Origin of the sequence: Actinacidiphila bryophytorum, from assembly GCF_016916835.1 — a bacterium.
In the GTDB taxonomy this organism is placed as follows: Bacteria; Actinomycetota; Actinomycetes; order Streptomycetales; family Streptomycetaceae; genus Actinacidiphila; species Actinacidiphila bryophytorum.
Genome location: NZ_JAFFIX010000015.1, coordinates 23,959 through 49,733 on the forward strand (window position 1 = coordinate 23,959; position 25,775 = coordinate 49,733).

Below are 25,775 nucleotides of genomic sequence, written 5' to 3' on the forward strand. Positions count from 1 at the left end.
ACTGCGTTTGCGCTGGTCAGGCATAGAGTCGGCGGTTCTGTGGCAGTGGTGATCTGTCGTGTCGTCGCTCCGGTGGAGGTCAGGGATGCCGTCGGTCGTGGGACTGCTGGAACAGCGCGAGCACGCCGCTCGCCGTCGTGTGGACGAACTGCGGGAGGAGGCCGATCGGATCCAGGCCGAGTTGGCTGTGGCCGAGCGGGATTGGAACGAGTGGGTCGTTGCTTGCTCGCGCGTCGGCGAAGTACTGGCCCCTGGCGACGGTGGCGTCACCGGTCCTGATCTGGCTGTGGACGTGCCGGGTGTGGGTGAACAGCCGGTGATGGCGAAGGCTGCGGAATCGGCGAAGCCGAAGTCGGTAGTGCCGATGTGGCGTGCGGGGCTGGCCTGGTCGGCGCTGTCGGTGGATTACCAACGCCGTCTGCGAGTCGTCGTCGACCGCGATCGAGATGTCCAAGGTCCGCTTTCGTGCCAGGAGATGGCCGTCTGCTTCGGCCTGGAGGTGGTGCCGGCGGAGGTGGAGGTGCTGCGGTCGAAGGCGAAGCGGATGGTGGCCCGAGGATGGCTGGTCGAGCCGGTGCCTGGTCGGTTCTCGCTCTCGCAGGGTGTGGCCGGGCAGGGCGAGGGATGGTGTACGGCGACGGTCAGACCCGCAGCGTTTCAGCCTGGGGGTCGTAGCAGACGAGTCCGTGCTCGCGTGCCAGGGCGGCTGCGTACTCGGAGACTTCCTCTGCTCTGCTGTAGGACATGAGCAGATAGACGATCGGGCCCGATGCCTCGTCGATGACGGGCGGTGACGCCCAGGGGCTGCCAGCGACATCGTCGGGATACCGCTCGACGAGTGCCTCGACGTAGGCCTCGATGTGCGGCGACGGTTCGATGATCACGTCTTCCGAGTCGAAGTAGCGGTCGTAGAGCTCGTCGAAGACAGCGCCGGCTTCGTCGCTCGGTTGCTCTCCATGCCAGACGGCCAGGTCGTAGCTCATGTGCGAATGATCGCAGGCGCTAGATGGATTTGGTCACAAGCCCCGGGCCAGGACCGGTTCACGCTCGCGAAGGGCGTGGCCGGGCAAGGCGGCGGGTCATGAGGAGAGTCATCGACCAGTAGATCATCGCCTCGGCGCTGCTGGTAGTTCGCTCGAAGTCGCGCACCAGGCGTCGGGTGCGCATCAGGTGGGCGAAGAATCGCTCAACGATCCATCGCTTGGGCAGCGCCACGAAGCCGCGCATGTCGTCGCTGCGTTTGACGATCGCCAGGACCAGGGCGAGTGCGGTGAGGCAGCGGGTGATGAGGCTGCCGGTGTAGCCGCCGTCAGCCCAGACCAGTTCCAGCCGGTGGTGTGCCTCGGCGACCCGCGCGAGCAGGGTCTGCGCGGCGGCGCGGTCGCCGGTGTCCGCGGGGGTGACCATCACGGCGAGCAGCAGGCCGAGGGTGTCGACCACGGCGTGGCGCTTGCGTCCGTTGATCAGCTTGCCGCCGTCGAAGCCCCGGCTGTCGGAACCGACGACGGCGTCGGCCTTGATCGACTGGGAATCGATCACCCCGGCGCTGGGCTCCGGGCACCGGCCCGCCTTCTCACGAACCTTCCCGCGCAGCCGGTCGTGGAACTCGGTGACCAGGCCATGGTCGCGCCAGCGGCGGAAGAAGGCGTAGACCCGGTCCCACGGCGGGAAGTCCGCAGGCAGGACGCGCCATTTGGTTCCGTTGTCGACCAGGTAGTGGACCGCGTCCAGTATCCAATGCCACGAAGTTAAGCGCTCGGCGGCGGCGTCAAGGTGTCCGGGAGGGTGATCTTGTAGGTGCTCGGAGCGGTCCGGATGAGTCGGTCGTTGCGGGCCCAGTAGCAGAGCTGCGCGGTAAGACTGCTGAGGGGGCGTCCCGAGGTAGGGAGTCCGAGATGCCGGGCAATGTCCCGGGTGTGCATGGCCTGGTTGGAGTTGGCAGCCAGGAGTCGGCAGACCTGGCCCCAGCGGCCGGAGAGGGCTCGGGTCGGGTCCTGCGCGCTGGGCAGGGCTGGTGGGTGCACGGTGATCTCGATCGCGGTGACCGGGGTGGTGACGCGGGAGCGTTCGTCGCGGTTCCAGATGTTGTAGCGGGAGGTTCCGCACTTGACGATGCGGGCGGACAGTCGCATCCGGCGCTCGGGCAGCAGTGCGTGAAGGACGCGGGCGCCGATGTGTCCTACCAGGTCGGGGCGGTCGCTCGGCCCTGAGGCTGCGGTCGTTCCGATGAGGCTGACGACTGTGTCGCGGGCGGCCTCCAAGGCGGCGGTGAAGCCGGCCCGGTCGGGATCGCAGCCGGGCACCGTCTCCACCGCGGTCACCATCACTGAGCGCAGTGCCTGGTAGAGGGTGAGCAGTCCCCACATTTCCTGGTTGAGGCCCACCGGGTCTTTCGACCGTAGGACTCGGCCTTTGAGCAGGGTATGGCGTAGCGCCAGGTAGGTGATCTCGATCTCCCAGCGCTCGTGGTAGAGGCGCACCAGGTGGTCTGCTGGATCGGTGCGGTGATCGCTGAGGGTGGTGAGCAGGCGGTATGTTCCGCCGATGTCCCTGCCGTCGGCGGTGCGGGAGTGGATCTCGGCCTCGATCACCCGCAGCGCCAGGCCCCCGATCCGGGTGAGGTAGGAGCCGTCGGGCAGCAGCGCCAGCACCGGTGGTCGTCGGGTACTGGTGGCACGTATCAGGAACTGCGCTCCCTGAGCTGCGATGTCTGCGAGTAGATCGTTGCTGTCGAAGGCGCGGTCCGCCAGGAGGAGCATGTCCGGGGTCAGGTGGCCGACCAGGTCGTGGGCGTAGTCGGTCTCGCCCTTGGAGGCAGAGCCGAAGACGGCGGGGATCAGGCCGCGGGTGCCTGTTTCACATAGGGTCATGAGCATCAGTCGCGGGTAGCCTGCCGGACCGTGGCGGCGTTCGGTGCGGCCGAGCCAGGACCGGTTGCGCTCGTGGTCGGGGACGTTCAGGCTCCCGCAGCCGTCGAAGGCGACCGTGCGCCAGCGGCGGTAGCGCACTCCGGGCGTGGACGGCTGGGCCAACGGGCCGGCAAGGACGTCGAACAGCCGCTTGAACGGGGCCACACCGACCCGCCGACGCAGATCGCGAAGTGCCTTCTCCGAAGGCTGCGGCACTTTGGCGGTCAGTCCGGCCACGAGCTTGCCCCACACCAGTCCGGTGCCCAGATGCCCGTACAGCCCGAGCGCGAGCACGAAGTACACCTCCACGCGCGATGGGAGGCTCCGCAGCCGACGCTCGCGAGCCCTGCTCTCGTCCAGCACCGCGTCCACCAACTCGGGCGGGATGACCTGCGTTAACTCACCGATATGACCAGGCGCGAACACGTCATCGGTTCCGCCCGTGACAAACTGGGCCACTGGGCCTCTGCTCTCTCAGGAAGATCTTGGTCGATCCCCTGGATAGCAGAGGCTCCTCCCACATCTCTCTCACCCTTGACGCCGCCGCCGAGCGCTTAACTTCGTGGCATTGGTCCAGTATCGCCCGGTGGCAGTACGCCTCCGGCTGCCCGCCGCGTCCCTGCAGCCAGCCCGGCACTGGTAGCAGCGGACGGATCGCTGCCCACTGGGCGTCCGTCATGTCAGTGGGGTAGCGGCGCTCGCGCGTTCCGTTGTCGGCGGCGTTTCCGAACCGGTGCGCCAGGCAGTCACACGACGGAGTGGCCGGGCTGGACCCAGCCGAAGCCAGGGCGTAGAACTGCGACAACAGGGCCGCCTGGAACGCTAATTGGCGTAGACACCGAATGGGCTACGAAGAGGCCCTGCTTTCATGTCTGGCGGCCGCCGCGATCAGCCGAACGAGACCCCTGTTCGATCAGCACCACTCAAGATCGGAACGACAACAGCCACTCAGGCTCCAGTGCACGAAGTGGCGGGCGATTCGCGCATGCTGATGGTGCATCTGGGTTCGAAAGAATTCGCTGTGACTGTCTGCATGTTCGAAGTAGCCTGGAGTAGTTGCCGTGGAGTGACCGAACCTGCGGCATGATCTCCATATTTCCGAAGGACGTCAGATGACCCAGCCCAGCCTCTTCCCTTCGCTCGCGGCCTGGATGGCTGCGACTCCCGCTGCCCATCCGCTGCGCGACCTCTTCGACGCCGCGGACGAGAGCGATCACCCCACCAGCTTCCGCCGTTCCATCCTGCAGGCGTTCGACGACGTGATCAGGACCCTGGAGGAGGCCCAGCCGATGCGCCTCGCCGGTCCGAAGCGCGACTTCGTCAAGGCCAGGACGGACGACGACGTCGCGATTGTGCGGGCGGAACTCGTTGCCGGCGCGAAGCTCGCCAGGGCCGGCGTCGCCTTCGACTTCGGACCCCGCAACGGGAGCCCTGAGCCGGACTTGATCCTCCGGAGTGCGAATCTGGGCGTCGAGGTCAAGGCGCGCCGGCTCAACGGCCTTAAAGACCTGGAGCAGGAACTGGAGGCCGCGCTGGACGAGATCGACGCCCCCGTGATCGTCCATCTCTTCTGCACCGAGCGTCCACTCGTGATCAAGAAGCCCGTCCGCGAGGCCATCATCAAGGAGACGGTCGACCGCGTGCAGAGCGGCCAGCGTGGGACGGCGATCACCCGGCTGGAGCAGCGGTGGGCGGCCACTCCCGTGCTGGATCTCGGCATTCGCCTGTTCGACGCCGGCCCCTTCGGAGCGGGGTCCCGCGTCGTCGTCGAGAACGGCTTCGAACTGTCCGGTCATCTTCAGGATGTCTCGGCGGAGGTGCTGGCGGTGCTGGCCGACGAGCAGAAGATCAATCAGGCAGAGGCTCGGCCCACGATCCTTCTCATCGACATGGCGCGAACCGGTCTGGCCTGGATGCGGTCGCCGCAAGTCTGGGCGACCTGCCTGGCCGACCTGCTGCCGGATTCCACTCCGTTCGTCGGCGTCGGCGTGATGATTCCGACGCTGGACAACTCGGACGTCCCGATCGCCCTCGCGCTGCGCAAGAACGCACAGGCGGAGGCTCTGGACGCCGCCAAGAAGCTGGCGTTTGACCTCGGGCTGGAGCTGAACGAGTAGCAGGCCAGGGAGGATGGACTCTCTTCGGAGGCGGCAGCCGTGCCGCTGGCCCCACTCTCGGACGGTGAGCCCGTTGCCAGGCGAGCTCTGGTTGATCATGCTCCGGCGTGGGAGTATTCCCAGGTGGTGACCGCAGACGAATGGGACCGCATCCGCAGCGACATCAGCTTCGGTCAGCGCTTCCGGGGAACCGTGACTCGCGTTCCCAACCCCGGCGTGATCGGGATCTTCGTCGACATCGGGCTCCCAGTCGGGGGCTTCGTGGACGCCCGTCTCCTGCCGGAGACCGCCGACCGCTGGCCGACCGAGGGGACGGTCACGGAGTTCGAGCTCTGGTGGGCAGACGAGCGGCAGCAGGTCCGTCTCAAGGCCGTCGATCCGCAGTTCGTGACCGACGACTTCGACGAGTACCTGGCAAAGTGGCGGCCGGGCTGGCCCGACGAACGCGGCCAGGCCGTCCCCTAGCAAGTCGGCTCCTGCAGCCCGGTCGCTCGTGGCCTGCAAGTGAGGCACAACACAACCGTCTGGGAACCGCTTGAGTCGGGGCACGTCGTGGTCGCCTAGGGCGGCCGGAGTGATGCGGCTGCCGACCCTGCGGGTGCCGATTAATCATCCGGACTGGTCAGGCGGCGTGCTGGTACTCGTGAAGTGTTCCGCCCAGTCGGTCTCTTCGGCGGACCTCCTGGTGCCTGATCTGCCTTGGCACGCTGCTCGGTTCGGGTAGTGGGCGGAGCGGAGCGGCTTGCTTCAGGGTGCGGTGCGGTCGGTGCTCGTTGTAGAAGGACTCGAACTCACGAAGCGCGTGGAGAAGGTGGCTCTGGTTCCAGATCAGCGTCCTGTCGAGGAGTTCGCGCCGGCAGGTCTGTACCCAGCGCTCCATGATGGAGTTCATGCGCGGCATGCGGATACCACTTTTGACGATCCCGAGTCCGGCGTCGGCGAGTACGGCGTCGAAGGCGGCCGTGAACTTGGAGTCGCGGTCCCGGATCAGGAACCTGACCGTGCTGCCTGCGTCTTCGAGGTCCATGACGAGGTTGCGTCCGAGCTGTACCACCCATTGCGCGGTGGGGTGTGCGGTTGCGCCCAGGATTCGGATGCGCCGGGTGGAGTGCTCGATGACGGCGAAGACGTTGCGGGTGCCGAAAACCTCATCCCGGCAGGTCACGTGGCATGTTGATACTCGTAGACGCCGTCGTGTTGGTCGCGATTCTGTACCGGGAGGCGGGAGATGTTCGCTGGGCCCGCGATTCGCGGTGGCAACCGGAGCAGTGGCCTCACGGCGACGAAGCTCGGGGCCGGGCGGTGCCCGGCGTAGAATTGTTCGGACTCGCGCGGGACATTGAGCGGGGTGGCGCTGATCCCAAGATGTGGCTCCGGTCTAGTTGCGGGCGGGTCCCCGTGCGTACCCGGTGCAGTCGAACGAATGTCGGGGTTGTGTATTCCTGCCAACAGCGCAATGCTGGAATAGCAGAGCTGAAGGAGGACGATCCCGTGACCTGTCAGGGACCATCTGGGGACCACGCGGTGTGCGCGTTTGCGAGCGCTATTCGCGTAAGTGGTCATAATGCCCGGAGAGTTAGTCCCGTTTGACGGGGAAATCCCCTTGATCTTCGCGACTGGGGGTCAGGGGGTCGCAGGTTCAAATCCTGTCGTCCCGACGGTGCACAGAGGCCCGCTGACCTGGCATTTTGCCAGGTCAGCGGGCCTCTCGCGTGAGATGAGAACGATTTCCGTCTGATGCCGGGTCAGTAGCCGGGTACCACTCAGGGACTGTGAGCCCTTTCCGTCATCGGGCTGAGCTGGCAGATGCAGGGTGAGGACGGCTTTGACGAGGGCGGCGATCCGGGTGGTGGAGCATCGGAGTTTGCGCAGGAGCCGCCAGTTCTTGAGGGTGGCCATGGCCTGTTCGACGAGTGCGCGGATCTTGGCGTGGGACGGGTTCACGGCCTGCTGACCGGCGGAACCTCCCGTGACTCCAGCTACTGGAACACGCTGATCTACCGCAGCGACAAGGTGACGATCAAGAACTACAAGGTGATCAACCACCGGCCCAACAGCGGGTACAACCAGACCGACGGCGTGGACTTCGACGAGTCGACCAACGGCCTGTTGTCCAACGCGTTCCTCTACACCGGTGACGACAACATGGCGACCAAGAACGAGAACGCCACCGGCACGATCAACACCAAGAACATCATCCACGAGAACAACGTCTGTTACAGCAACTCGGGCTGCGCGAAGATCGGCACCAAGAACGAGGGCACGTCGATGGACGGCGTCACCTTCCGCAACCTCGATGTGGTGAAGGCGGGACGTTCGCTGGTGATCGACGCGGTCGACACCGCTGTGATCTCCAACGTCCGGTGGGAGAACGTCCGCGTCGAGAACACCGACAGCCTGATCGACTTGGAGGAGGACAGGTCGCCGTCCTGGCGAACGGTCAGAACACCGCAACGATCCGTGACGCCTACTTCACCAATGTCACTTCGGACGTGAAGAAGGTCTACCGGCGGACGCGGGCCGACTGGATATCGCGCGATGCGGTCTCTGCGCGGTCGCGGATCTCGGGTGTTCACGCGGGATTCTCCTTGCAGTGGGGGGTGGGCAAGGGCCGGTCCGGGGCCTCGCCGCCGGTGGGTGGGTGGGGCCTCGCCACCGCAGAAGGTGCCTTTTGAGCCCCTTCTGTTAGCGCTCACTTTCCTTGTCGCGAGTCCTGTCCTGCGACAGGGGGAGTACACGGGGCACCAGAGACAGAAATTGCCCCAGCCTCTCCGTCATGTCAACGTTTCTCGCGCGAATCGATTCGCACCCTTGCCGTCCATGGTCGACCGCGGTGATCAGGCCGCCCGCCCCAACCGTTTCAGCGGTCAACTGCGCAGGCTCCACTGCTGGTTGGATTGGCCGTTGCAGGACCAGAGGATGATCTTCGTGCCGTTGGCCGTGCCGGCACCGTTGGCGTCAACGCACAGCCCGGACTGCACGCCCGTGACGCTGCCGTTCGAGTTGACGTTCCACTGTTGGTTGGCCCCGCCGTTGCAGTCCCAGATGATCACCGGGGTGCCGTTGGCAGTACCCTGCCCGGAAGCGTCCAGGCACTTGTTGCCGTACACCTGAAGCTGCTTGGCGGAGGTGTAGGTGAACCGCTGGTTGGTGCCGCTCCCGCAGTCCCAGATCTGCACCTGCGTGCCGTTGGTGGTGCTGGAGTTCGGCACGTCAAGGCACCGGCCGGACTGGCCGCCCACGACCTGGACGCCCTGCTGCGGGGTGCCGCCGCCGGCCGGCGCGTAGCCTGCGGCGGTGATATTGGCCTGTACGGCCGCTTCGGTGGCCTCCGAGGGGTAGCCGGAGGTCAGCACGCCCTCGAAGAAGGTGCCCTGCCCGGAGGTGCTGTTGTCGCCGCCGGTGCCGAGGACGATGGCGCCTTCCTTCTTCATCGGGTTGTAGCCGCTGGGGCGCTGTCCGTCGAAGTAGGTCGTCAGGCTGCCCGACTGGGCGTCCCCGCCCCGGATCGCCCAGTGGTTCGGCTGGCCCTTGACGATGGCCGTGACGAAGCGGTGGTTGATCGGCGCGAGGTCGTTGTAGCCGGCCTTCGCTCCGGAGAACAGTCCCCATTCGAGGTCGCCCATGATCCAGGGGCCGGCTCCGGATCCCCAGCCCCACTGCTTGTCGGCGCCGAAGTAGACCGTCTCCATGATTGCGGGGGAGTCCGCTTGGCCGTCGGTCTGCGCGTTGCCGTAGTCGAAGCAGCACCACTGGTTGTAGTGCGCGCCGTCGACGACCGCGTAGATGCCCTCGGGCTGGTCGCCGGTGGCGATGCCGCTGGTGTGGTTGTTGCGGTAGCCGGTGCCGGGGGCGATGTAGACGCCGTACGCCTTCTGGCCGCCGACGGTGATCGGGGCCGCCTTCGCGTCGGCGAAGTTGTCGTACCCGCCTGCGGCAGGACCGGGCCAGTACCCGGTTGCCTGGCCACTTCGCCCGCGGGACCTCCGCCTGGGAGTTATGGCGGCTCCGCCGGAGTGCGCGTCGACCGGGCTGCTCGCTGCTGCGCCGCAGGAGGCGGGGGACCGCGCCGGCTGGCGGCTCCCGGCCGGTCGGCGATCGGTCGCACGGGTGCTGAGGTGCGGTGGAGTGACCCCCAAGATTCCGGCACCTGGACGCTGGATGTTTGGTCATCCAGGGAAAGCGTCATCGGCGTCCCTCCGCTCGGACCCCCGGTGCCTGGGCGTCCGCAGCGTGCGCAGAGGCCAGGCCGGACGGTCCTGTCTCATCGGGTCAATCAGATGCCTTTCGTAGGGCTGGTGCACTGGGGCCAGCGCACTCGGGTCCTCATACGGTGTTCTCGGCCCCGTCGGCACTCCTCCCCCCGTGCACCCGGCAGTAGATCGGCCGCCTGCGGAAGGAACGACAGGCGGTCTGCTCAGTGCGGCCCTCGCCGTCTCGATCGCGGTGAAAGCCACGACGTCTGGCCGAAGTCCCCGACCGTGGCAAACGATCACTGCCGCGAGCGCTGCTGATGGTTGTGATGCCGGATTAACCGACGGCTCGTACGTCATGGTGCGTCACCACGTCGGGATAGTCACCGGCCACCACGGTGAGAACAAGCGCGGCAAGCATGACCATGATCAGCGGGTCGCGTAGCTGTGCCGCGACACGGGACCGCATCGGAATCCGCGGCACCGCCGCGACCTCGTTCGGCCCGAACTCGGCCAGCTGTGGAGATGGTTCCGCACTCGACAGCCCCGAGGGCCGGACTGGGGCAGGGCGGGCGGGACGGACGCGTCAGCCATGGCCGGTCGCCGCGTCGGACGGGGAGTCGCCACGGACGCCCGCGGCGCCTGCCCGCCCGGCCGCGGCACCTGCCCGGCGGCGTCGTACGGCGTCCTCGTGCTCTGCCTGCTCCAGGGCGAGTTCGGCGTCGGCCAGTTCGGCCGTCAGCCGGGGGATCCAGTGCCCGCAGGTCCACGGATGTGGCGGCGATCCGGCCGAGGCTCGCGCCCGGCTCCAAGCGCTGGCCCTCGGACACGCCGGGTACGAACCGCCACCGCCGCGGCTCCCGGCCGGTCCCGCCGTGCGCCCGGTGTCCGCACTGTCAGCGGACAGCCGGTCACCGGCTGTCGGGAGCGGCCTGAGCAGTCCGTCGAATACGCCGCCCAGCAGCCATGGCCCCAGCCGCGCACGCAGCGGACCGCCGGGAACGCTCGCCGGGTCGCCCGGCGCCAGACCACCGGTGTACTCGTAGGCCTGTGCCGTCACCACATCGCCGTCGATCGCCAGCGCCTCCGCAGGCAGGGCGGAACGGCCCAGGAGGACCAGGTCGTGCATGGCGACGTCGGCGGGGCGGGCCATCTCCACCAGCGGGCCCGCCACCCGCAGGATTCGCGCAGGGCTCAGCGTCTCCACAGCGCCTCCACCGCGGCGCCGTGGGACTCCAGCGCCCTGACCGCCAGGGCCGGCACGCCGAGATCGACCAGACGGTCGGCCGCCACCGCCCGGATGCCCCCGGCGGGGTGTCCGCTCGTCTGCGCCTCCGGCCCGAGCAGCGCCCGCGCCCTGGCGGTCAGACCGGCGGCGATCGACGGATCGGCCCCGTACAGTTCGCTCGCCCTTTCGGTGACCCGCCGGGCCAGCTCGGCATGAATCTCTCCCATGGCCGCGAGCCGAGCCGCCGTAGCCGCACGGCGGGCGCTGCGTACCTGTTCGGCGAAGTCCGCCGCCCCGTCCGCGGCGCTCCACGCCCGATCCGCGCGAGTCGCTCACCCTGCTGTTCCGGGATCTGCGCACCTCCCCGCCGGGCCTGTCCGAACGCGAGGCGGCACACCGCCAGGAGGTGTACGGGCACAACAGCTGGCGCGGCGCCGGGGCCGTCACCGGCTGCGGGAGCTCGCCCGGCAGTTCACCCATCCGCTGGCCGTGCTGCTGGCCCTGGCCGCCGTGCTGGCGTCGGCGACCGGCACGTCGTCCCTGGCGGTGGCGATCCTGGCGGTCATCGTGCTCAACGCCGGCCTGGCCTTCGCCCAGGAGCAGCAGGCCGAACGGGCGGTCGAGGCACTGTCGGCGTTCCTGCCGGAGCAGACGACGGTGATCCGCGACGGGATGACCCGTGAGGTGCCCGCGACCACACTGGTGCCCGGTGACGTGCTGATCGTCGACGAGGGCGACCGCGTCTCGGCCGACGCCCGGCTTGTCGACGGCGGCGTCGAGGTCGACCAGTCCGCGCTGACCGGCGAGTCGGTGCCTGTCTACCACTCGGCGGAGTTCACCGACCGGGCCGGTGGCCTGCTGGACGCCCGTGACCTGCTGTTCTCCGGTACGGCCTGCACCGGCGGCCACGCCCCCGCCGTGGTCACAGCCACGGGCATGCACACCGAGCTGGGCCGGATCGCGGCACTCAGCCAGCGCACCCACCGCGAGCAGAGCCCGCTGGAACGCCAGGGCCATCGGCCTGCTGGCGGCCAATGTGCCCGAGGGGCTGCTGCCGACGATCACCCTCGCCCTGGCCACGGGCGTACGGGAACTGGCCCGCCGGGGAGCGGTGGTCAAGCGGCTCTCCGCGGTGGAGACACTCGGGGCCACCACGGTCGTCTGCACCGACAAGACCGGCACACTGACCGAGAACCGGATGCGGGCGGTGACGGTGTGGACGCCCGAGGGCGAACGCCCGGCCGACGCCCCGGGACCCGCACCGCAGGGGGTGCGCCTGCTGGTCGACGCGGCCGCCGACTGTACGACGGCCGGGCTCCGCGGCCGGCACGGCGACCCCACCGAACTCGCCCTGCTCGACCTCGCCGCGGCCAGTACCGGGGCGGAACCCGAAACGCGCCGGGACACCGAGCGCCGGGCGCTGTTCCGGTTCGATCCCCGGATCAAGCTCATGACCGTCGCCTCCCAGCGCGACGGTGCCTTGCTCCTGCACACCAAGGGCGCACCCGAGGAGGTCCTGGCCCGGGCCGACACGATCCTGGACGCGCCCGGACAGGAACGGCCCCTCGGACCGGCCGACCGGACGGCCGTGATGCACGCGATCGGGCGGCTGGCGGACCGGGGCCTGCGCGTTCTGGCGAACCGGGGACGGTGTCAACGACGCCCCCGCGCTGCGGCGCTCCGACATCGGCGTGGCCATGGGCCGCTCCGGCACCGACGTCGCCCGCGAGTCCGCCACCATGGTGCTCACCGACGACGACTTCGCGACCATCGTGTCCGCGGTCGAGGCAGGCCGGCGCACCTATGACAACATCCGGAAGTTCATCGTCTACATCTTCACCCACGCCGTCCCCGAAGTGGTCCCCCTTCCTGGTGTTCGCCCTGGCCGGCGGAGCCGTTCCGCTGCCGCTGACGGTGATGCAGATCCTCGCCGTCGGCCTCGGCACCGACATGCTCCCCGCCCTCGCCCTGGGCCGGGAACGCAGCTAGGCCGTGTTTTGGAAGTAGCGCCGTCCGCCCACAGGGCGGGCCCCGCGGCGTCTGGTGCGTGCGATCGCAAGGCGGAGGGTCGTCCTCGTAGTGGGCCTACCCGGACGACTCCGACAACGCAGCGAGCGTGCGTGCCAGGCGTCGCGGGGCAGGCGGGACTTCCAAAACACGGCCTAGCCCGGCCTGATGGACGTCCACCCAGGACCCGCGGCGCGGGCGTCATCGACCGCGGCATGCTCGCCCGCGCCTGGGGGTTTCTCGGCGTGATCTGCGCCGTGCTCGTCATGGCCGGCTTCCTCGTGACGCTCACCCGAGGCGGCTGGCACCCCGGCGACGCCACGGGCAGCGGCACGGCGCTGGACTCGGTGTACCGGCAGGCAACGACGGTGGCCTGGCTGGGCATCGTCTCCTGCCAGATCGGCACAGCCTTCGCCGTACGCACCCAGCGGGCCTCACTGCGCTCCGTCGGCGTCTTCAGCAACCGGCCGCTGCTCGGCGGCATCGCCTTCTCGCTCGCCTTCGCCGCGGCCATCGTCTACGTCCGCGCCCTGCACGGCCTGTTCACCACGGCGGCGCTCGGCCCCGCCGAACTGCTGACGGTGGCGCCGTTCCCGTTCGTGGTCTGGGACGCGGACGAACTACGCAAGGCAGCGGTGCGCCGCCGCCCGCCCGCGGTCGCCCCCGCGCCTCCGGCTGCCGCCCCCGCCCCTGCCCCCACTGCCCCTGCCTCCACGACCGGGCATCACCCGCTGGCCGTCCTGCTCGCCCGGCACGGGTGGACGGGCAGGCGTCTCACCGAAGTTCTCGGGGTCAGCGAGCACACGGCGGCCGAGATCGTCGCCCACGCCCGCCGGACCGCAGCCGAACACGGTCACCGGGCCGACCATCACCACCCCGGTCACCGCCCCGAGGCCCATCGCCCAGGTGAACGGACCAAGCCATGACATGCCACACGCACGGCCGGTCGCGCAGCGCACGGCGCGCGACGTCGCGGTACGCCCCGACCTATGGCGGCGCCGTCAGCCCTCCTGCGGAACAACGGCCACGGGGCACGCGCAGTGGTGCAGGACCGCGTGATTGACCGGGCTCAGCTGCATGCCGACGCTCCCGGACCGCCGCCGCGCGCCGACCACCAGGAGATCACTGCGCGCGGAGGCGTCGAGCAGCGCGTTGCGCGCCCGGCCCTCGACCGCCTCCCCGTGCACGGTGACCTGCGGGTACTTCTGGGCCACGGTGCGCAGAGCATCCCCCAGAGCCTGTTCTGCGTCATGCTTTTGCGGGTCGGAGGCGTCCGCGGCCAGATGACCGGTTCCCGGGAGTTCCCGGGCCGGGCGGCGCCACGCGCCCAGGGCGAGCAGCTCCGCCTTGCGGACCTGTGCCTCGCGCGCGGCGAACGCGACGGCGGCCGCCGACCGGCCGTCAGGGTGGACGCCCACCGTCACCCGCGAGAGTTCACCGCGCACGTTCGACTCCGCCCCCCGGACCACGACGACCGGGCACCTCGCCCGCGCCGCGACCTCCAGGCTGGTCGAGCCCAGCAGCATGCCGGTGATCCCGCCCCGGCCCCTGGTACCGACGACGATCGCGAAGGCGCCTTCGCCCTCCGCCAGCAGGGCGTCGACGGGACCCGCGGGTACCAGCGCGGTGGAGACCTCGAGACCGGGGCCGACCTTGCCGGCCCGCTGCGCGGCCGAGGCGACGATGTGCTCGGCCAGCAGGTGCTCGGCCGGCGGCCGCGCACCGAATTCCGGGACCGCTGCCTCGTAGCGCTCCCACAGGGACCCGTACACCAGCCGCAGCGGCAGGTCGTGACGCGCGGCCTCGGCGATCGCCCAGTCGATCGCCAGCAGGCTGGGGTCCGAGCCGTCGATGCCCACGATCAGCGGATTCCTCATGGCTGCACCACCCTTTCGGAGGTACATGATCCGTGCCGGCCTCTCCTCTCACCGTGGCATGCCCGGCCGCGGAGGGCATCAGGAGCCGGCCGGCCCGGCGGCATGCGGGCCGTACGGACCCCCGGACGGTCCCGGACAGACCTGCCGCCCGGCGGCCCCACCACCGCACAGTGAGACGGAAGGACGAGGAGAAACGCCATGAGAGCCACCGCTTCGACCAACCTGTTCGCGGCGCTGCCCGCCCCGGGCCGCGACCGACTGCTGGACCTCGCCCGGGAGGTGTTCTTCCCGGCCGGTACCCGGATCTTCGAGGAGGGCGACCAGGCCGACCGGTTCTGGGTGATCCACACCGGTTCGGTCATCCTGGACACCCGCGTGCCCGGGAACCCGGCCGCGCCCGTGGAGATCCTCAGCCCCGGCGACCTGCTCGGCTGCTCCTGGCTGTTCCCGCCCTACACCTGGCACCTGGGCGCCGAGGCCCAGAGCGACGTGCGCGCCCACCAGTTCGACGCCACTACGGTGCGGGCGCTGTCCCGCGCCGACCTGGAGTTCGGCGAAGCCCTGGCCCGCCGGGTCGCGCAGATCATCGCGCACCGCATGCAGAGCGCCCGCATGCGGCTGCTGGACCTGTACGGCCCGCGCGGCGGCAGCCCCGTCCCTTGACACCCGAAGGAGGCACCCCGCGATGACTGGGAGCCCGCACATCATCCGTGACGTGATGACCGCAGCAGTGGTGTCCGTGGACCGCGACGCGCAGTTCAAGGAGATCGTCCGCGTCCTGCAGCAGCGGAATGTCAGCGCCGTACCCGTGGTCCGGGCCGACGGCGTGGTGGTCGGCGTGGTCTCCGAGGCGGATCTGCTGCCCAAGGAGGAGTTCCGCGACAGCGAGCCCAGCCGGCTGACCCAACTGGGCCGCCTGAATGACATTCTCAAGGCCGGGTCGGTGGTGGCGGGCGACCTGATGACGGCACCTGCGGTCACCGTCGAGGCGGACGACACACTCTCGCAGGCGGCGCGGATCATGGCCGAGGCCAAGGTCAAGCGGCTGCCCGTGGTGGACTCCGAGGGCCGGCTGCGGGGCATCGTCAGCCGCGGTGACCTCCTGAAGGTCTTCTTGCGCGCGGACGAGGACCTCGCCGAGGAGGTGCGCCGGGAAATCGTCGGCTATCTGTTCCCTGGCGAGCCTTCCCCTGTCCGCGTCCAGGTCACCGATGGTGCGGTTACGCTCAGCGGCAGCGTCACGGACACCGCCCGGGTGCCGGTGGCGTCCCAGCTCGTGCGTTCCGTGGAGGGTGTCGTCGACGTGCGCTGGGACCTCGACCAGCCGCAGCGCCGGACCCCACCCTGACGAGCCCCCGGACCTGAGCCGGGCATGCCGTCCGCGTACCGCGGTGGTCAGCAGGTGAGTGCGGCATGCGGCGTGGGCCGTCCAGCATGTGACTGCCCTGGTCTCTTGGACCCGGACCAGACCCGCGCCCGCACGCACCGGTGGCGGCAGGCGGTCCTCGAACGGCGCCACGCTGTGGTCGTCGAGGAGTTCGCCGTCACGCGCGAGCAGGACACCGTTGCGGTGACCATGACGGATCGGTGTGCGCGGCCTACGGAGCCGGCGGCCCGGTCAGCTCGGTGCGGACGTCGACCACGCCCTCGACGGTGCGGGCCAGGCGGGTGGCGACTGTGATCAGTGCGGGTTCCCGGACGTGGCCGCGCAGCGTGACCAGGCCGTCGTGGACGTCGGCGGCGACGGACGGTTCGCCGGGGAACAGCAGGTGCAGGACGCTGCGACGCACGTCGGCGGCGATCTCCTCGTCCTCCCGGAGGAAGACAGTGAGCAGGTCGCAGCGACTGACGATGCCGCGCAGCCTGTCCTCGCCGTCCACGACGGGCAGCCGCTTGACCCCTCGCCGGGCCATGATCCGGGCGGCTTCCGACACTGTGGCGTCCTCGTGGACGCACACAGCGGGCGCCGTCATCAGGTCTCTGGCGGTCACCGCGCCGGCCTTGTCCCGGCCGGCCACTCCCCCCAGTTCGTCGGCCCCCCTGGGGTCACTGCCCCGGAACTCCTCCTTGGCCAGCAGGTCGGCCTCGGACACGACACCCACAACCCGGTCCTCGCCCGCCAGCACGGGCAGGGCGCTGACCTTGCGCTGCTTCATGGTCCTGGCGATCTCCTTGAAGCTCGCTTCCGGTCCGAGCGCCACGACCGTGCGGGTCATGACGTCCCGGACCGCGCTGCCAGACGCAAACATGTCCTTCCTCCTCTGGTTCCGCGGCGGACCGGTTTCGGCCGTCCGGTCGGCGGGCCGGGATCACGGCTGGATCCGGTCGCGCCCATGGCCGGCGACCGCCGACGCCTCATCAGTGCGGTAATCGAGCTCGGTGGTGACGTCGACCACCCCGTCCACCCCCTCGCACAGCCGCACGACAACCGCGATCAGACTGCGCCGGTCGACGGTTCCGCGCAGGTGGACGCGGCCGTCGGTGACCTGGACGCTCACCGCGTCGGGGCCGATGCCGAGCGAGCGGTCGAGGATGTCGCCGGTGATCTCCTCACGGATGAGATTGTCGCGGCGCAGAAAGACCCGCAGAAGGTCCGCGCGGCTGACGATGCCGATCAGACGGCCGATCTCGTCCACCACCGGCAGCCGCTTGACGTGGCCGCGGTCCATCACCCGGGCGGCCTGCACCACCGACCATTCCGGATGGGCGATGATCGCGGGGCTGGACATGAGACCGCCGGCGGTGGTCGCCACCGGACCGGCGGATTCCTCACCCGGTGTGTCCAGGTCGCTCAGCAGCCCGGCGGGGTCCGGCCGGCTGGACTCCCTGCGGAGCAGATCGGCCTCGGAGACCATGCCCAGCGGGCGGTCCGAGTCGTCCACGACGGGCACGGCGGTGATGTCGTGGTCGGCAAGGACTTTCGCGATCTCCTTGAAGTGCGTGTCACTGCGAACCCGGAAGACCGAGTGGGTCATCAGGTCGCTGACGTTGCGGTGCCTCATGAACTGCCTCCTCCAAGCACGGCACGATGCCTCACCTCCACTGTCCGACGACCGCGCGGACTCCGCTCGCGGCCGACCGGGGGCCTGTGCCCCCGGGACCGACGGCCCTCCGTGCCGGGACTCCTCGGCGGTGCCCCGGGGGACGCCAGGCAGCACAACGCCCGCCGACGGCTCGCGGGGTGCAGGCCACAGCCGACGGGCGCCGCTCCGACGGCCTCGCAGCCGTCGTCGCCGCGCACCCGAGTCGCGCCAGCGAATCGTCTGGATTGCGGGCAATTGGGCAAGCCTTCACGATGAGGACATGACCCCTGTCGGCCCCACCGACCGTTTCGATGCGTTCCGCGCCCTGGCCGACCGGCGTGGACGGCCCGGCGAGCGCCTGACGAGTTCTCTGTCCGCGGCGAGGACGGGCACGGTGCACGGTCCCGAGGTGTGGGCTCCGGCCGTCGCGGGCCGGGCCGGATTGCCCGCCGCCGCCGGGTTGGGTCCGGCTTCCTTCTACGCCGACCTCGACGCCCCGCACGGCAGCCGTCACGTCCGTGTCTGTACCGCGACGGCGTGCTTCGCCGCGCAGGGCGGCCGTCACCTCATCGGCGCCGAGCGGGCGCTGGGTGTCGCCGCGGGCACGGCCTCGCCGGACGGCGGCACGTCGCTGCAGGCCGTCCGCTGCCTGGGGTACTGCTATACGGGTCCCGCGGCGCTCGACGGCGACACGCCCTGTACAGGCGTGGACCTGGCCGGTCAGCTCGCCGGACGGGAGCCGTCCTGCGCGCCGCAGATTCCGGCCGCCGACGACACCGGCGACCCGGTTCTGCTGGGTGGCGCGCTGGGTGGTGAGCCCGCCTGGCGGGTGTGGCCCGAGGTGGTCGCCACCCGAACCCCCGATGACGTGCAGCGGGAGGTGGCTGCATCCGGGCTGCGGGGGCGTGGCGGTGCGGGTTTCAATGTGGCCGCGAAATGGGCGGCGGCAGGACGCCGTCCCGGCACGATGGTCATCGCCAATGGCGACGAGGGCGATCCGGGCTCCTACGCCGACCGACTGCTGATGGAGGCCGACCCAGAGCTGGTCCTGGAGGGGCTGGCGCTGGCCTGCTTCGCCTGCGGAGCCCGGCGGGGCATGGTGCTGGTGCGTTCTGAGTATCCGCGGGCGCTGGTCCGGCTGCGCGAGGCCGTCGACCGGGCGTATGCGGACGGCCACCTCGGCACCTCCGTGCACGGGACGGCGACGGCACTGGACGTCCAGGTCGTCGCGGGCGCCGGGTCGTACGTGGCGGGCGAGGAGACCGCGCTGATCGCGGGGCTGGAAGGCGGCCGGGGCTGTGCCCGGCCGCGCCCGCCGTACCCGACCGAACGCGGTCTGTGGGACGTGCCGACGGTGGTGAACAACGTCGAGACCCTCGCGGCCGTCCCGTGGATCGTCCGCCGCGGCGGGGCGGCGTACGCCCGGCGCGGCACCGCGGGCGAGACCGGGACGAAGCTGGTGTGCCTGTCCGAACGGTTCGCCCGGCCGGGCGCGTACGAGGTCGAACTCGGCACCCCGGTGGAGCGGATCGTCACCGGACTGGGCGGTGGCCTGAAGGACGGTGCCGAACTGGCGGCGCTTCAGATCGGCGGGCCGCTCGGCGGGTTCCTCGCCGGCGACGCGCTGGACGTACCGCTGTCCGAGGCAGGTCTGGCGGCCCGGGGCGCCGCGCTCGGCCACGCCGGGCTGGTCGCCTTCGACCGGACCGTGGCACCGCACGACGTGCTGCGGCACATCTGGGAGTTCGCGGCCGCCGAGAGCTGCGGTGCCTGTTCACCCTGCCGGGTGGGCTCCCGGCGGGGCCTGGAGATGGCTTCCTCGCCGGACGGTCCGCCCGGCGAGGAATACCGGCGCCTGTCCCGCGTCCTGGCGGAAGCGAGTCTGTGCGCCTTCGGGCGGCGGATCCCGTCCGCGGTGCGCAGCCTGGCCGGTGCTTACGGGCGGGAGCTCGCCGGGTGGGACCAGTGATCGGGATCGAGGTCGACGGTACGGCTGTCGAGGTACCTGAGGGAGCCTCGCTGCTGGCAGCGGCTCGTGCGGCGGGGGCCGAGGTGCCCGCGCTGTGCCATGACGACCGGCTGAGCCCCGCCGGGTCGTGCCGTACCTGCCTGGTACGGGCGGACGGGAGGATCGCGGCGGCCTGTGTCACCCCGGCATCCCTGGGCACCAGGGTCGAAACAGCCACCGAGGACCTGCGGGAGCTGCGCCGGGACGCGGTGGAGGTCATCGTCTCCGCCCTCCCGCCCCGGGCACTGGCCGCCGACAACCCCACTGAACTGGCGCACATCTGCCGGTCCCTGGGCATCGGGCCCGAGACGGCGGCAGGGGCGGGCGGCGGGGGCGGGGACGACTCCCACCCGTTCGTCCACCTGGACCGCGACCTGTGCATCGCCTGCGGCCGGTGCGTGCGGATGTGCTCCGAGGTGCAGGGCACCTTCGCCCTCACGCTCACCGGCCGGGGCGCGGACACCGTCGTCGCCCCCGGCACCGGCGGGCCGTGGGCCGGGTCCGACTGCGTGGCCTGCGGCGGCTGCGTCGACACCTGCCCGACCGGCGCGATCACCGAGCCCGGCCCGGCCCGTGGACTGACCTCCGGCACCGCCACCGGCGACGCCCTGACCCGGACCACCTGCGGCTATTGCGGCGTCGGCTGCACGCTCGACGTCCTCACCTCCGCCGGTGCGGTCACCGCCGTCCTGCCCGCCCGGGACGGCTCGGTCAACCGGGGCCACGCCTGCGTCAAGGGCCGCTTCGCCCACGGATACCTCACCTCCCCGGAACGGCTCACCCAGCCCCTGGTCCGCCGCGACGGCCGCCTCGAACCCACCGGCTGGGACGAGGCGCTGGACCGCGTCGCCGACGGCTTGCGGGCGGCCGTAGTGGCGGGCGGCCCTGACGCCGTGGCGGCGATCTCCTCCGCTCGCGCCACCAACGAGGAGAACTACCTCGTCCAGAAGTTCATGCGGGTCGCCATCGGCACCAACAACGTCGACAACTGCTCACGGCTGTGCCACTCCCCGTCCGCGGCCGGGCTGACCGCCTCCTTCGGACTGTCCGGCGGCACCGACAGCTTCGACGACGCCGAACGCGCCGACTGTCTGCTCGTCGTCGGCGCCAACCCTGTCGAGGCCCACCCGGTGGTCGGCGCCCGCCTCCTGCAAGGCGCCCTGCGCGGCGCCAGTCTGGTCGTCGTCGACCCTCGGGCCGTCGGCCTGGCCGAGCACGCGGACGTCCACCTGCGCCCCCGCCCCGGCACCAATGTCGCCCTCTTCCACGGACTCGCCCACGTGCTCCTCGCCGAGGGCCTGACAGACTCGGACTTCCTGCGGGAGCGGGCCACCGGGCTGCCCGAACTCACCGAACTGCTCGCCGACTACCCGCCCGACCGGGTCGCCGACATCACCGGTGTCCCGGCAGCCGACCTGATCACCGCCGCCCGGCTCTACGGGCGGGCCGAACTCCCCGCGATCTTCTACGGTCTGGGTGTCACCGAACACCTCCACGGAACCGACGGCGTCCGGGCACTGTCCAACCTGGCGATCCTGCGCGGCGCCGTCGGCACCGGCCGGGGTTTCGGGGTGAACCCGCTGCGAGGGCAGAACAACGTCCAGGGCGCCTCCGACATGGGCGCGCTGCCCGATGTCCTGCCCGGCTACGGGAAGGTGACCGACGCTGCCGTCCGCGCCCGGGCACGGGAGGTCTGGGGCGTGCCCGTTCCGCAGCGGCCGGGCCTGCGGATCCCGGAGATGTTCACCGCGGCGCGCGACGGACGCCTGCGCGCCCTGTGGATCATCGGGGAGGACGTCTGCGCCACCGACCCCGACACCAGCCAGGTGGCCCGGGCACTGGACGCCTGCCCCCTGGTCGTCTGCAGTGAACTGTTCCTGTCGCAGACCGCCCGGCACGCCGACGTGGTATTGCCGGTCGCATCGTGGCTGGAGAAGGACGGCACCTTCGTCAACTTCGACCGCCGCTTCCAGCGGGTCCGCCCAGCCGTACCCCCGCCGGATCAGGCCCGGACCGACTTCGCGGTCGTGCACGCCCTGGCCGGGGTGCTGGGCGTGGACCTGGGCTGTCCGACACCGGCCGACGCCCTGGCCGAGTGCGCGCGACTCGCCCCCGTCTTCGGGGGCATCTCCCACGACCGGCTGGACCGTGAGGGCGCCGTGCCGTGGCCCTGCCCCGGCCCCGACCGCCCGGGGGAGGCCACCTTGTACCGCGAGCGGTTCGCCACTCCCGACGGCCGGGCGCACCTGTCGGCCGCCCCGTACCTCCCGCCCGGTGAGCAGCCCGACGCGGCGTATCCGCTGGTCCTGGTCACCGGGCGCCGCTGGGCGCACTACAACTCAGGCAGCATGACCCGGCGCGGCGGCAACCTCAGCCTGGACCCGGCCGACGTGCTGGACCTGCACGCCGACGACGCCGCCCGCTACGGGCTCCGGGACGGTGCGCCGGTCACGGTGGAGAGCAGGCACGGCAGGGCACGGCTCATCGCCCGGGTCGGTGAGCAGGTGGCACCCGGCCAGGTCTTCTGCTCCTTCCACTTCCCCGCCAGCGGCGTCAACAGCCTGACCTCCGGTCACGCGGACACCGTCACGTCCTGTCCCGAGTACAAGGTCACGGCCGTGCGGGTGGGCGCGCCGTGACGGCGAACGCGTGGACGTTGTCCTACGAGGGCTACGCCCCGCAGGACGAGCCGCTGCGTGAGGCGCTGTGCACGGTGGGGAACGGATACCTCGCCACGCGTGGCGCGGCGGCGGAGGCGGTGCCCGGCGGGGTGCACTACCCGGGCACGTACGCGGCCGGGATCTACAACCGGCTGTCCTCCCGTATCGCCGGCCAGGACGTGGCCAACGAGAGCCTGGTGAACCTGCCGCACTGGCCGGCGGTGACGTTCCGCATCGACGGCGGGCCGTGGTTCGACGCCGGCACCGCGCAGCTCCTGGACTACCGGCAGTGCCTGGACCTGCGCGAGGCAGTCCTGACCCGGTGGCTGCGGTTCCGTGACGAGCGGGGGCGTACGACCGCGGTCACCTGGCGGCGATTCGCCAGCATGGCGTTCGCGCACGCGTGCGCCGCCGAGGTGACTGTCGTACCGGAGGACTGGTCCGGCTCACTGGAGTTCCGGTCTCTGCTCGACGGCAGGGTGCGCAACTGCCTGGTCGCGCGCTACCGTGACCTGCCGGCGCAGCATCTGGAAGCGGTGCGCGCCGAGCACCTGTCCGACGACTCGGTCCTGCTGGAGGTGCGGACCAACCAGTCCGGGATCGAGGTGGCCATAGCCGCCCGCACCGTGTCCTGCGGCGGGCGCGAGCCGGCCGCCGGCCACGGCCGCCTGCTGGGTGGTACGGGATGGATCGGGCACGACTTGGCCGTGGACGTCACGCAGGGCGAGCCGGTGCGGCTGGAGAAGGTGGTGACCGTCTTCACAGCCCGTGACCGCGCCATCGGCGAGCCCGCCGCCGACGCGGCCCGCTGGCTGGGCCGGCTGGACGGGTTCGACGCACTGCACCGCGACCATGTACGGGCCTGGCGCCGCCTGTGGCCAAGGTTCCGCGTCACGGTCACCGGCGACGACGACGCGCAGCGGGTCGTCCGCCTGCATCTGCTGCATCTGCTGCAGACCCTCTCGCCGCACACCGCCGACCTCGATGTAGGCGTGCCGGCCAGGGGCCTGCACGGGGAGGCCTACCGCGGACACGTCTTCTGGGATGAGCTGTTCGTCTTCCCGGTGCTGAACCTGCGCCTGCCGGATCTGACCCGGGCACTGCTGCGCTACCGTCACCGCCGCCTGCCCGAGGCGCGGCAGGCGGCACGCGAGGCGGGCCTGAAGGGTGCCATGTTCCCCTGGCAATCCGGCAGCGACGGCCGCGAGGAAAGCCAGCGGCTGCACCTCAACCCGCTCTCCGGCCGCTGGAACCCCGACCCCACCTGGCGCCAGCACCACATCGGCAGCGCCGTCGCCTACAACATCTGGCAGTACTACCAGGCGACCGGCGACCGGGAGTTCCTCACCCACCACGGAGCCGAGATGCTCCTGGAGATCGCCCGCTTCTGGGCCAGCGCCGCCACCTGGGATCCCGGCCGGGCCCGCTACGTCATCCGTGGCGTCATGGGCCCCGACGAGTTCCACACCGGCTACACGGCCGACGACAGCGGCGGCATCGACAACAACGCCTACACCAACGTCATGGCCGTCTGGGTGATCCTGCGCGCCCTGGACGCCCTGGCCGCACTTCCCGAACAGGCCCGCGCCGACCTCACCGACACCCTGGAACTCCACTCGGTGGAACTGGAGCGCTGGCGCCACGTCACCCGCGCGATGTACGTCCCCTTCCACGACGACGGCGTGTTCAGCCAGTTCGAGGGTTACGAGCACCTGGAAGAACTGGACTGGGACGCATACCGGCAGCGCTACGGGGACATCCGTCGTCTGGACCGGATCCTGGAGGCCGAGGGCGAGAGCGTCAACCGCTACAAGGCGTCCAAACAGGCCGATGCCCTCATGCTCTTCTACCTGCTGTCAGCGGACGAACTCGGCCAGCTCCTGCGGCACATGGGATACCCGCTCAAGCCCGACGCCATCCCCCGCACCATCGACTACTACCTTGCCAGGACCTCGCACGGCTCCACACTCAGCGCGGTCGTCCATGCCTGGGTCCTGGCACGCGCCCACCGGGAACGCGCGATGGAGTTCTACCGGCGCGCCCTGCGCTCCGACCTCACAGACATCCAGGGCGGCACCACCCCCGAAGGCATCCACCTGGCGGCCATGGCAGGCAGCGTGGACCTCCTGCAGCGCTGTTTCTCCGGTCTGGAGACACGCGCCGACCGGCTGGTCCTCAACCCCTTCTGGCCGCAGGAGCTCGGTGTCCTCGAACTCACCGTCCGCTACCGGCAGCATCTCCTGACACTGCACATCAGCGGCCACCGCGTGCAGGTGACCGCGGGCAGCGGCGTGCACCGGGCCATCAAGGTCTCCTGCCGCGACGAGACCGCCGAACTCCGGCCGGGCACCACCCTCCGCTTCCCCCTGGCAAGCGGCCACGACGAGCTCAGCGGCCATGGGCCGCGCCGGTGAGCGCCACGGGGCTGCCCGATCCGGCGGAAGGCCCGGACGGCTCCCGCCCGCAGCGGGCGCCGCGCCACACCGTGCAGGCGGGAGCACACAGAGACGGGAGCACACAGAAACGGGAGCACACAGAAAGGGGATCGCCATGGCCGGCACACGAGCGGCGGAGGCCGGGGTGCACGCGCTGCTCTCCGACGGTGAAACCGTGCTCATCCGGTCCGCGCTGCCGGGCGACCACGAGGGGCTCCTGCGGCTGTACGACGACATGTCCGCCGAGAACCGCCGACTGCGGTTCTTCGGCGCCGGCCGCCGTCCCGGGCACGAGGCCGCCGACTGGATGCTCGCGCCACCACGGCGAGGGCACCGCGCGCTGGTCGCCGTCCATGGCGACCGGATCATCGGTATCGCGGAGTACGAGGTCACCTCCGGCCGCACGGTCGCGGAGATCTCGTCGGCCGTCGCCGACGACTTCCACCAGCGCGGGGTCGGCACGCTGCTCGTCGAACACCTCGGCGACGCGGCCAGGCAGGCAGGCAGGCATCACCGCCTTCACGGCAGACACACTTGCCTCCAACCACCTGATGCAGCGCCTCATCGCCGACCTCGGCCTGGCCGCCCAGTGCCGGCACGAGGACGACGAAGTGCACATCACCATCGCCCTGACACCTGACGAGGAATACCTGTCGGCAATCGACCAGCGGGGCCGCACCGCTGACATCGCAAGCCTTGCCCCCTTAAAGTCTTCTGCTGCGCCTGTCGGCGCTGGCCTGCGACCTGCGCAGCTCGTGGAGGCCGACCTCAACCCGGTCGTCGCACGCCCCGAAGCGGTGCTGTCAGTGGACGTACGCATCCGTGTCGCTCCCCGGCAGGCATACGACCCCTACCTGCGCCGACTACGCCGAAGGAAAGATCCGCCGGGGGACGGGCATGCACCACGGCACGTTGTGCGGTACTCCTCGGTGGAAAGGCGGTACCTCGTGAGGACGCCGACGTGCCGGTCGTCCGGGCGGGCGCCCACGTTCACCGTCACACCGACTTTCGACGATACGAGAGGCGGCCGCCATGGAGCGAGCCGTCGCTGTGGGCTCGGCGGTTCACCGATGGCCTTGCCGCCACCCACTGGAAGGCCGAGGAAGCCGGCGGTGCGGCCTCGCGCTGCGTCTGCTGCACGCGTCGCAATCGGGTCGCCGTCACGGAATTCGAGGCCCTCATCGGGGGCGATAAGGGCGTATGTGCCTGTCGAGATTTCGATCATTTCACCTTCATCCCGGGTGATCTGCCGGCACGGAACGGGCTGCTCCGGCGCCGCCACGACGACGGCACCGGCCAGAATGGACGGAGCGGTTTT

The 25,775-nt window shown here is 70.5% G+C and carries 22 protein-coding genes and 4 pseudogenes; 13 read left to right on the forward strand and 13 right to left on the reverse strand.

The genetic code is table 11. The annotated features are described in order from the left end of the window. Positions 1–85: 85 nt before the first annotated feature. A pseudogene (locus tag JT723_RS35305) lies at positions 86–613 on the forward strand (hypothetical protein); the annotation flags it as partial. 28 nt (positions 614–641) lie between these two features. Here the strand turns inward: JT723_RS35305 and JT723_RS21380 are convergent. The 3 genes from JT723_RS21380 to JT723_RS21390 are packed head-to-tail and all read right to left on the reverse strand — an operon-like array spanning position 642 to position 3,368. Beyond that, a complete protein-coding gene (locus tag JT723_RS21380) occupies positions 642–983 on the reverse strand; it encodes a hypothetical protein (RefSeq protein WP_205046353.1) in 342 nt (113 codons plus the stop codon). A 58-nt stretch (positions 984–1,041) separates the two neighbouring features. After that, a complete protein-coding gene (locus tag JT723_RS21385; protein ID WP_307864012.1) occupies positions 1,042–1,845 on the reverse strand; it encodes an IS5 family transposase in 804 nt (267 codons plus the stop codon). Next, positions 1,749–3,368, reverse strand: coding sequence for an IS4 family transposase (locus JT723_RS21390; RefSeq protein WP_251512573.1), 1,620 nt, complete (start codon positions 3,366–3,368; stop codon positions 1,749–1,751). Before JT723_RS21390 ends, JT723_RS21385 begins: the two co-directional genes overlap by 97 nt. A 653-nt stretch (positions 3,369–4,021) precedes the next feature. On the opposite strand from JT723_RS21390, the gene JT723_RS21395 reads away from it, so the two are divergent. Together JT723_RS21395 and JT723_RS21400 are read left to right on the forward strand one after the other, a co-directional pair. Beyond that, on the forward strand, positions 4,022–5,026 hold the full coding sequence (locus JT723_RS21395) for a hypothetical protein (protein ID WP_205046355.1): 1,005 nt from the start codon (positions 4,022–4,024) through the stop codon (positions 5,024–5,026). Between the two features lie 123 nt (positions 5,027–5,149). Then, complete coding sequence (locus JT723_RS21400) at positions 5,150–5,491, forward strand: S1 domain-containing protein (protein WP_205046356.1); 342 nt, start codon at positions 5,150–5,152, stop codon at positions 5,489–5,491. A gap of 157 nt (positions 5,492–5,648) precedes the next feature. On the opposite strand, the pseudogene JT723_RS21405 reads toward JT723_RS21400, so the two are convergent. Then, a pseudogene (locus tag JT723_RS21405) lies at positions 5,649–6,155 on the reverse strand (integrase core domain-containing protein); the annotation flags it as partial. A 674-nt stretch (positions 6,156–6,829) separates the two neighbouring features. Next, a pseudogene (locus JT723_RS21410) lies at positions 6,830–6,988 on the reverse strand (transposase family protein); the annotation flags it as partial. A 51-nt stretch (positions 6,989–7,039) separates the two neighbouring features. Here JT723_RS21410 and JT723_RS21415 point away from each other — a divergent pair. Further along, the gene (locus tag JT723_RS21415) at positions 7,040–7,522 is read left to right on the forward strand and encodes a glycosyl hydrolase family 28 protein (protein ID WP_372441348.1); all 483 of its coding nucleotides are present in this window, start codon (positions 7,040–7,042) and stop codon (positions 7,520–7,522) included. A gap of 371 nt (positions 7,523–7,893) precedes the next feature. On the opposite strand, the gene JT723_RS21420 is transcribed toward JT723_RS21415, so the two are convergent. From JT723_RS21420 to JT723_RS35860, 5 genes are all read right to left on the reverse strand, one after another. Continuing rightward, the gene (locus tag JT723_RS21420; RefSeq protein WP_240165977.1) at positions 7,894–9,165 is read right to left on the reverse strand and encodes an arabinofuranosidase catalytic domain-containing protein; all 1,272 of its coding nucleotides are present in this window, start codon (positions 9,163–9,165) and stop codon (positions 7,894–7,896) included. Positions 9,166–9,556: 391 nt separating this feature from the next. Next, positions 9,557–9,763, reverse strand: a complete 207-nt coding sequence (locus JT723_RS21425) for a cation-transporting P-type ATPase (protein WP_205046462.1) — start codon at positions 9,761–9,763, stop codon at positions 9,557–9,559. A 42-nt stretch (positions 9,764–9,805) separates the two neighbouring features. Beyond that, positions 9,806–10,426 carry a hypothetical protein gene (locus JT723_RS21430; protein ID WP_205046479.1) on the reverse strand — a complete coding sequence of 207 codons (621 nt, stop codon included), beginning with the start codon at positions 10,424–10,426 and terminating at the stop codon, positions 9,806–9,808. Then, positions 10,414–10,674 carry a hypothetical protein gene (locus JT723_RS21435; RefSeq protein WP_205046359.1) on the reverse strand — a complete coding sequence of 87 codons (261 nt, stop codon included), beginning with the start codon at positions 10,672–10,674 and terminating at the stop codon, positions 10,414–10,416. Before JT723_RS21435 ends, JT723_RS21430 begins: the two co-directional genes overlap by 13 nt. 216 nt (positions 10,675–10,890) lie before the next feature. Next, positions 10,891–11,022, reverse strand: coding sequence for a hypothetical protein (locus JT723_RS35860; protein ID WP_265749765.1), 132 nt, complete (start codon positions 11,020–11,022; stop codon positions 10,891–10,893). Between JT723_RS35860 and JT723_RS36205 the strand changes: the two are divergent. The 3 genes and pseudogenes from JT723_RS36205 to JT723_RS36610 all read left to right on the forward strand — a co-directional run. Beyond that, positions 11,015–11,359 (forward strand): annotated as a pseudogene (locus JT723_RS36205) (HAD-IC family P-type ATPase); the annotation flags it as partial. The gene JT723_RS35860 and the pseudogene JT723_RS36205 sit on opposite strands and share 8 nt — an antisense overlap. Before the next feature lie 124 nt (positions 11,360–11,483). Continuing rightward, positions 11,484–12,254: a cation-translocating P-type ATPase gene (locus JT723_RS36605; RefSeq protein WP_307794137.1), complete on the forward strand. Its 771-nt coding sequence runs from the start codon at positions 11,484–11,486 to the stop codon at positions 12,252–12,254. Then, complete coding sequence (locus JT723_RS36610; protein ID WP_307864010.1) at positions 12,145–13,380, forward strand: cation transporting ATPase C-terminal domain-containing protein; 1,236 nt, start codon at positions 12,145–12,147, stop codon at positions 13,378–13,380. The genes JT723_RS36605 and JT723_RS36610 overlap by 110 nt, the downstream gene beginning before the upstream one ends. A 75-nt stretch (positions 13,381–13,455) precedes the next feature. Here JT723_RS36610 and JT723_RS21455 read toward each other — a convergent pair whose 3' ends face one another. Then, positions 13,456–14,331: a universal stress protein gene (locus tag JT723_RS21455; protein ID WP_205046361.1), complete on the reverse strand. Its 876-nt coding sequence runs from the start codon at positions 14,329–14,331 to the stop codon at positions 13,456–13,458. A gap of 198 nt (positions 14,332–14,529) precedes the next feature. On the opposite strand from JT723_RS21455, the gene JT723_RS21460 reads away from it, so the two are divergent. Next, complete coding sequence (locus JT723_RS21460; RefSeq protein WP_205046362.1) at positions 14,530–14,994, forward strand: Crp/Fnr family transcriptional regulator; 465 nt, start codon at positions 14,530–14,532, stop codon at positions 14,992–14,994. A gap of 22 nt (positions 14,995–15,016) precedes the next feature. Continuing rightward, positions 15,017–15,679 carry a CBS domain-containing protein gene (locus JT723_RS21465; protein WP_205046363.1) on the forward strand — a complete coding sequence of 221 codons (663 nt, stop codon included), beginning with the start codon at positions 15,017–15,019 and terminating at the stop codon, positions 15,677–15,679. Positions 15,680–15,929: 250 nt separating this feature from the next. On the opposite strand, the gene JT723_RS21470 is transcribed toward JT723_RS21465, so the two are convergent. Together JT723_RS21470 and JT723_RS21475 are read right to left on the reverse strand one after the other, a co-directional pair. Continuing rightward, the gene (locus JT723_RS21470) at positions 15,930–16,580 is read right to left on the reverse strand and encodes a CBS domain-containing protein (protein WP_205046364.1); all 651 of its coding nucleotides are present in this window, start codon (positions 16,578–16,580) and stop codon (positions 15,930–15,932) included. Positions 16,581–16,640: 60 nt separating this feature from the next. Then, on the reverse strand, positions 16,641–17,333 hold the full coding sequence (locus JT723_RS21475) for a CBS domain-containing protein (protein WP_205046365.1): 693 nt from the start codon (positions 17,331–17,333) through the stop codon (positions 16,641–16,643). Positions 17,334–17,634: 301 nt separating this feature from the next. On the opposite strand from JT723_RS21475, the gene JT723_RS21480 reads away from it, so the two are divergent. The 4 genes from JT723_RS21480 to JT723_RS21495 all read left to right on the forward strand — a co-directional run bounded on the left by JT723_RS21480 (position 17,635) and on the right by JT723_RS21495 (position 25,097). After that, positions 17,635–19,323 carry an NAD(P)H-dependent oxidoreductase subunit E gene (locus JT723_RS21480; RefSeq protein ID WP_205046366.1) on the forward strand — a complete coding sequence of 563 codons (1,689 nt, stop codon included), beginning with the start codon at positions 17,635–17,637 and terminating at the stop codon, positions 19,321–19,323. Beyond that, positions 19,311–22,001 (forward strand): formate dehydrogenase subunit alpha, encoded by a 2,691-nt coding sequence (gene fdhF, locus JT723_RS21485; protein WP_265934414.1) that lies wholly within the window; start codon positions 19,311–19,313, stop codon positions 21,999–22,001. Before JT723_RS21480 ends, fdhF begins: the two co-directional genes overlap by 13 nt. After that, on the forward strand, positions 21,998–24,436 hold the full coding sequence (locus JT723_RS21490) for a glycoside hydrolase family 65 protein (protein WP_205046367.1): 2,439 nt from the start codon (positions 21,998–22,000) through the stop codon (positions 24,434–24,436). Before fdhF ends, JT723_RS21490 begins: the two co-directional genes overlap by 4 nt. A gap of 166 nt (positions 24,437–24,602) precedes the next feature. Then, a complete protein-coding gene (locus JT723_RS21495) occupies positions 24,603–25,097 on the forward strand; it encodes a GNAT family N-acetyltransferase (protein ID WP_205046368.1) in 495 nt (164 codons plus the stop codon). Positions 25,098–25,775: the final 678 nt, after the last annotated feature.

Excerpts from the sequence above, each read along its gene's own strand:
- JT723_RS21455 (WP_205046361.1), bottom strand. The coding sequence starts at position 14,331 with ATGAGGAATCCGCTGATCGTGGGCATCGACGGCTCGGACCCCAGCCTG.
- JT723_RS21470 (WP_205046364.1), bottom strand. The coding sequence starts at position 16,580 with ATGTTTGCGTCTGGCAGCGCGGTCCGGGACGTCATGACCCGCACGGTC.
- JT723_RS21395 (WP_205046355.1), top strand. The coding sequence starts at position 4,022 with ATGACCCAGCCCAGCCTCTTCCCTTCGCTCGCGGCCTGGATGGCTGCG.
- JT723_RS21460 (WP_205046362.1), top strand. The coding sequence starts at position 14,530 with ATGAGAGCCACCGCTTCGACCAACCTGTTCGCGGCGCTGCCCGCCCCG.
- JT723_RS36610 (WP_307864010.1), top strand. The coding sequence starts at position 12,145 with ATGGGCCGCTCCGGCACCGACGTCGCCCGCGAGTCCGCCACCATGGTG.
- JT723_RS21380 (WP_205046353.1), bottom strand. The coding sequence starts at position 983 with ATGAGCTACGACCTGGCCGTCTGGCATGGAGAGCAACCGAGCGACGAA.
- JT723_RS21435 (WP_205046359.1), bottom strand. The coding sequence starts at position 10,674 with ATGGGAGAGATTCATGCCGAGCTGGCCCGGCGGGTCACCGAAAGGGCG.
- JT723_RS21475 (WP_205046365.1), bottom strand. The coding sequence starts at position 17,333 with ATGAGGCACCGCAACGTCAGCGACCTGATGACCCACTCGGTCTTCCGG.
- JT723_RS21465 (WP_205046363.1), top strand. The coding sequence starts at position 15,017 with ATGACTGGGAGCCCGCACATCATCCGTGACGTGATGACCGCAGCAGTG.
- JT723_RS21480 (WP_205046366.1), top strand. The coding sequence starts at position 17,635 with ATGACCCCTGTCGGCCCCACCGACCGTTTCGATGCGTTCCGCGCCCTG.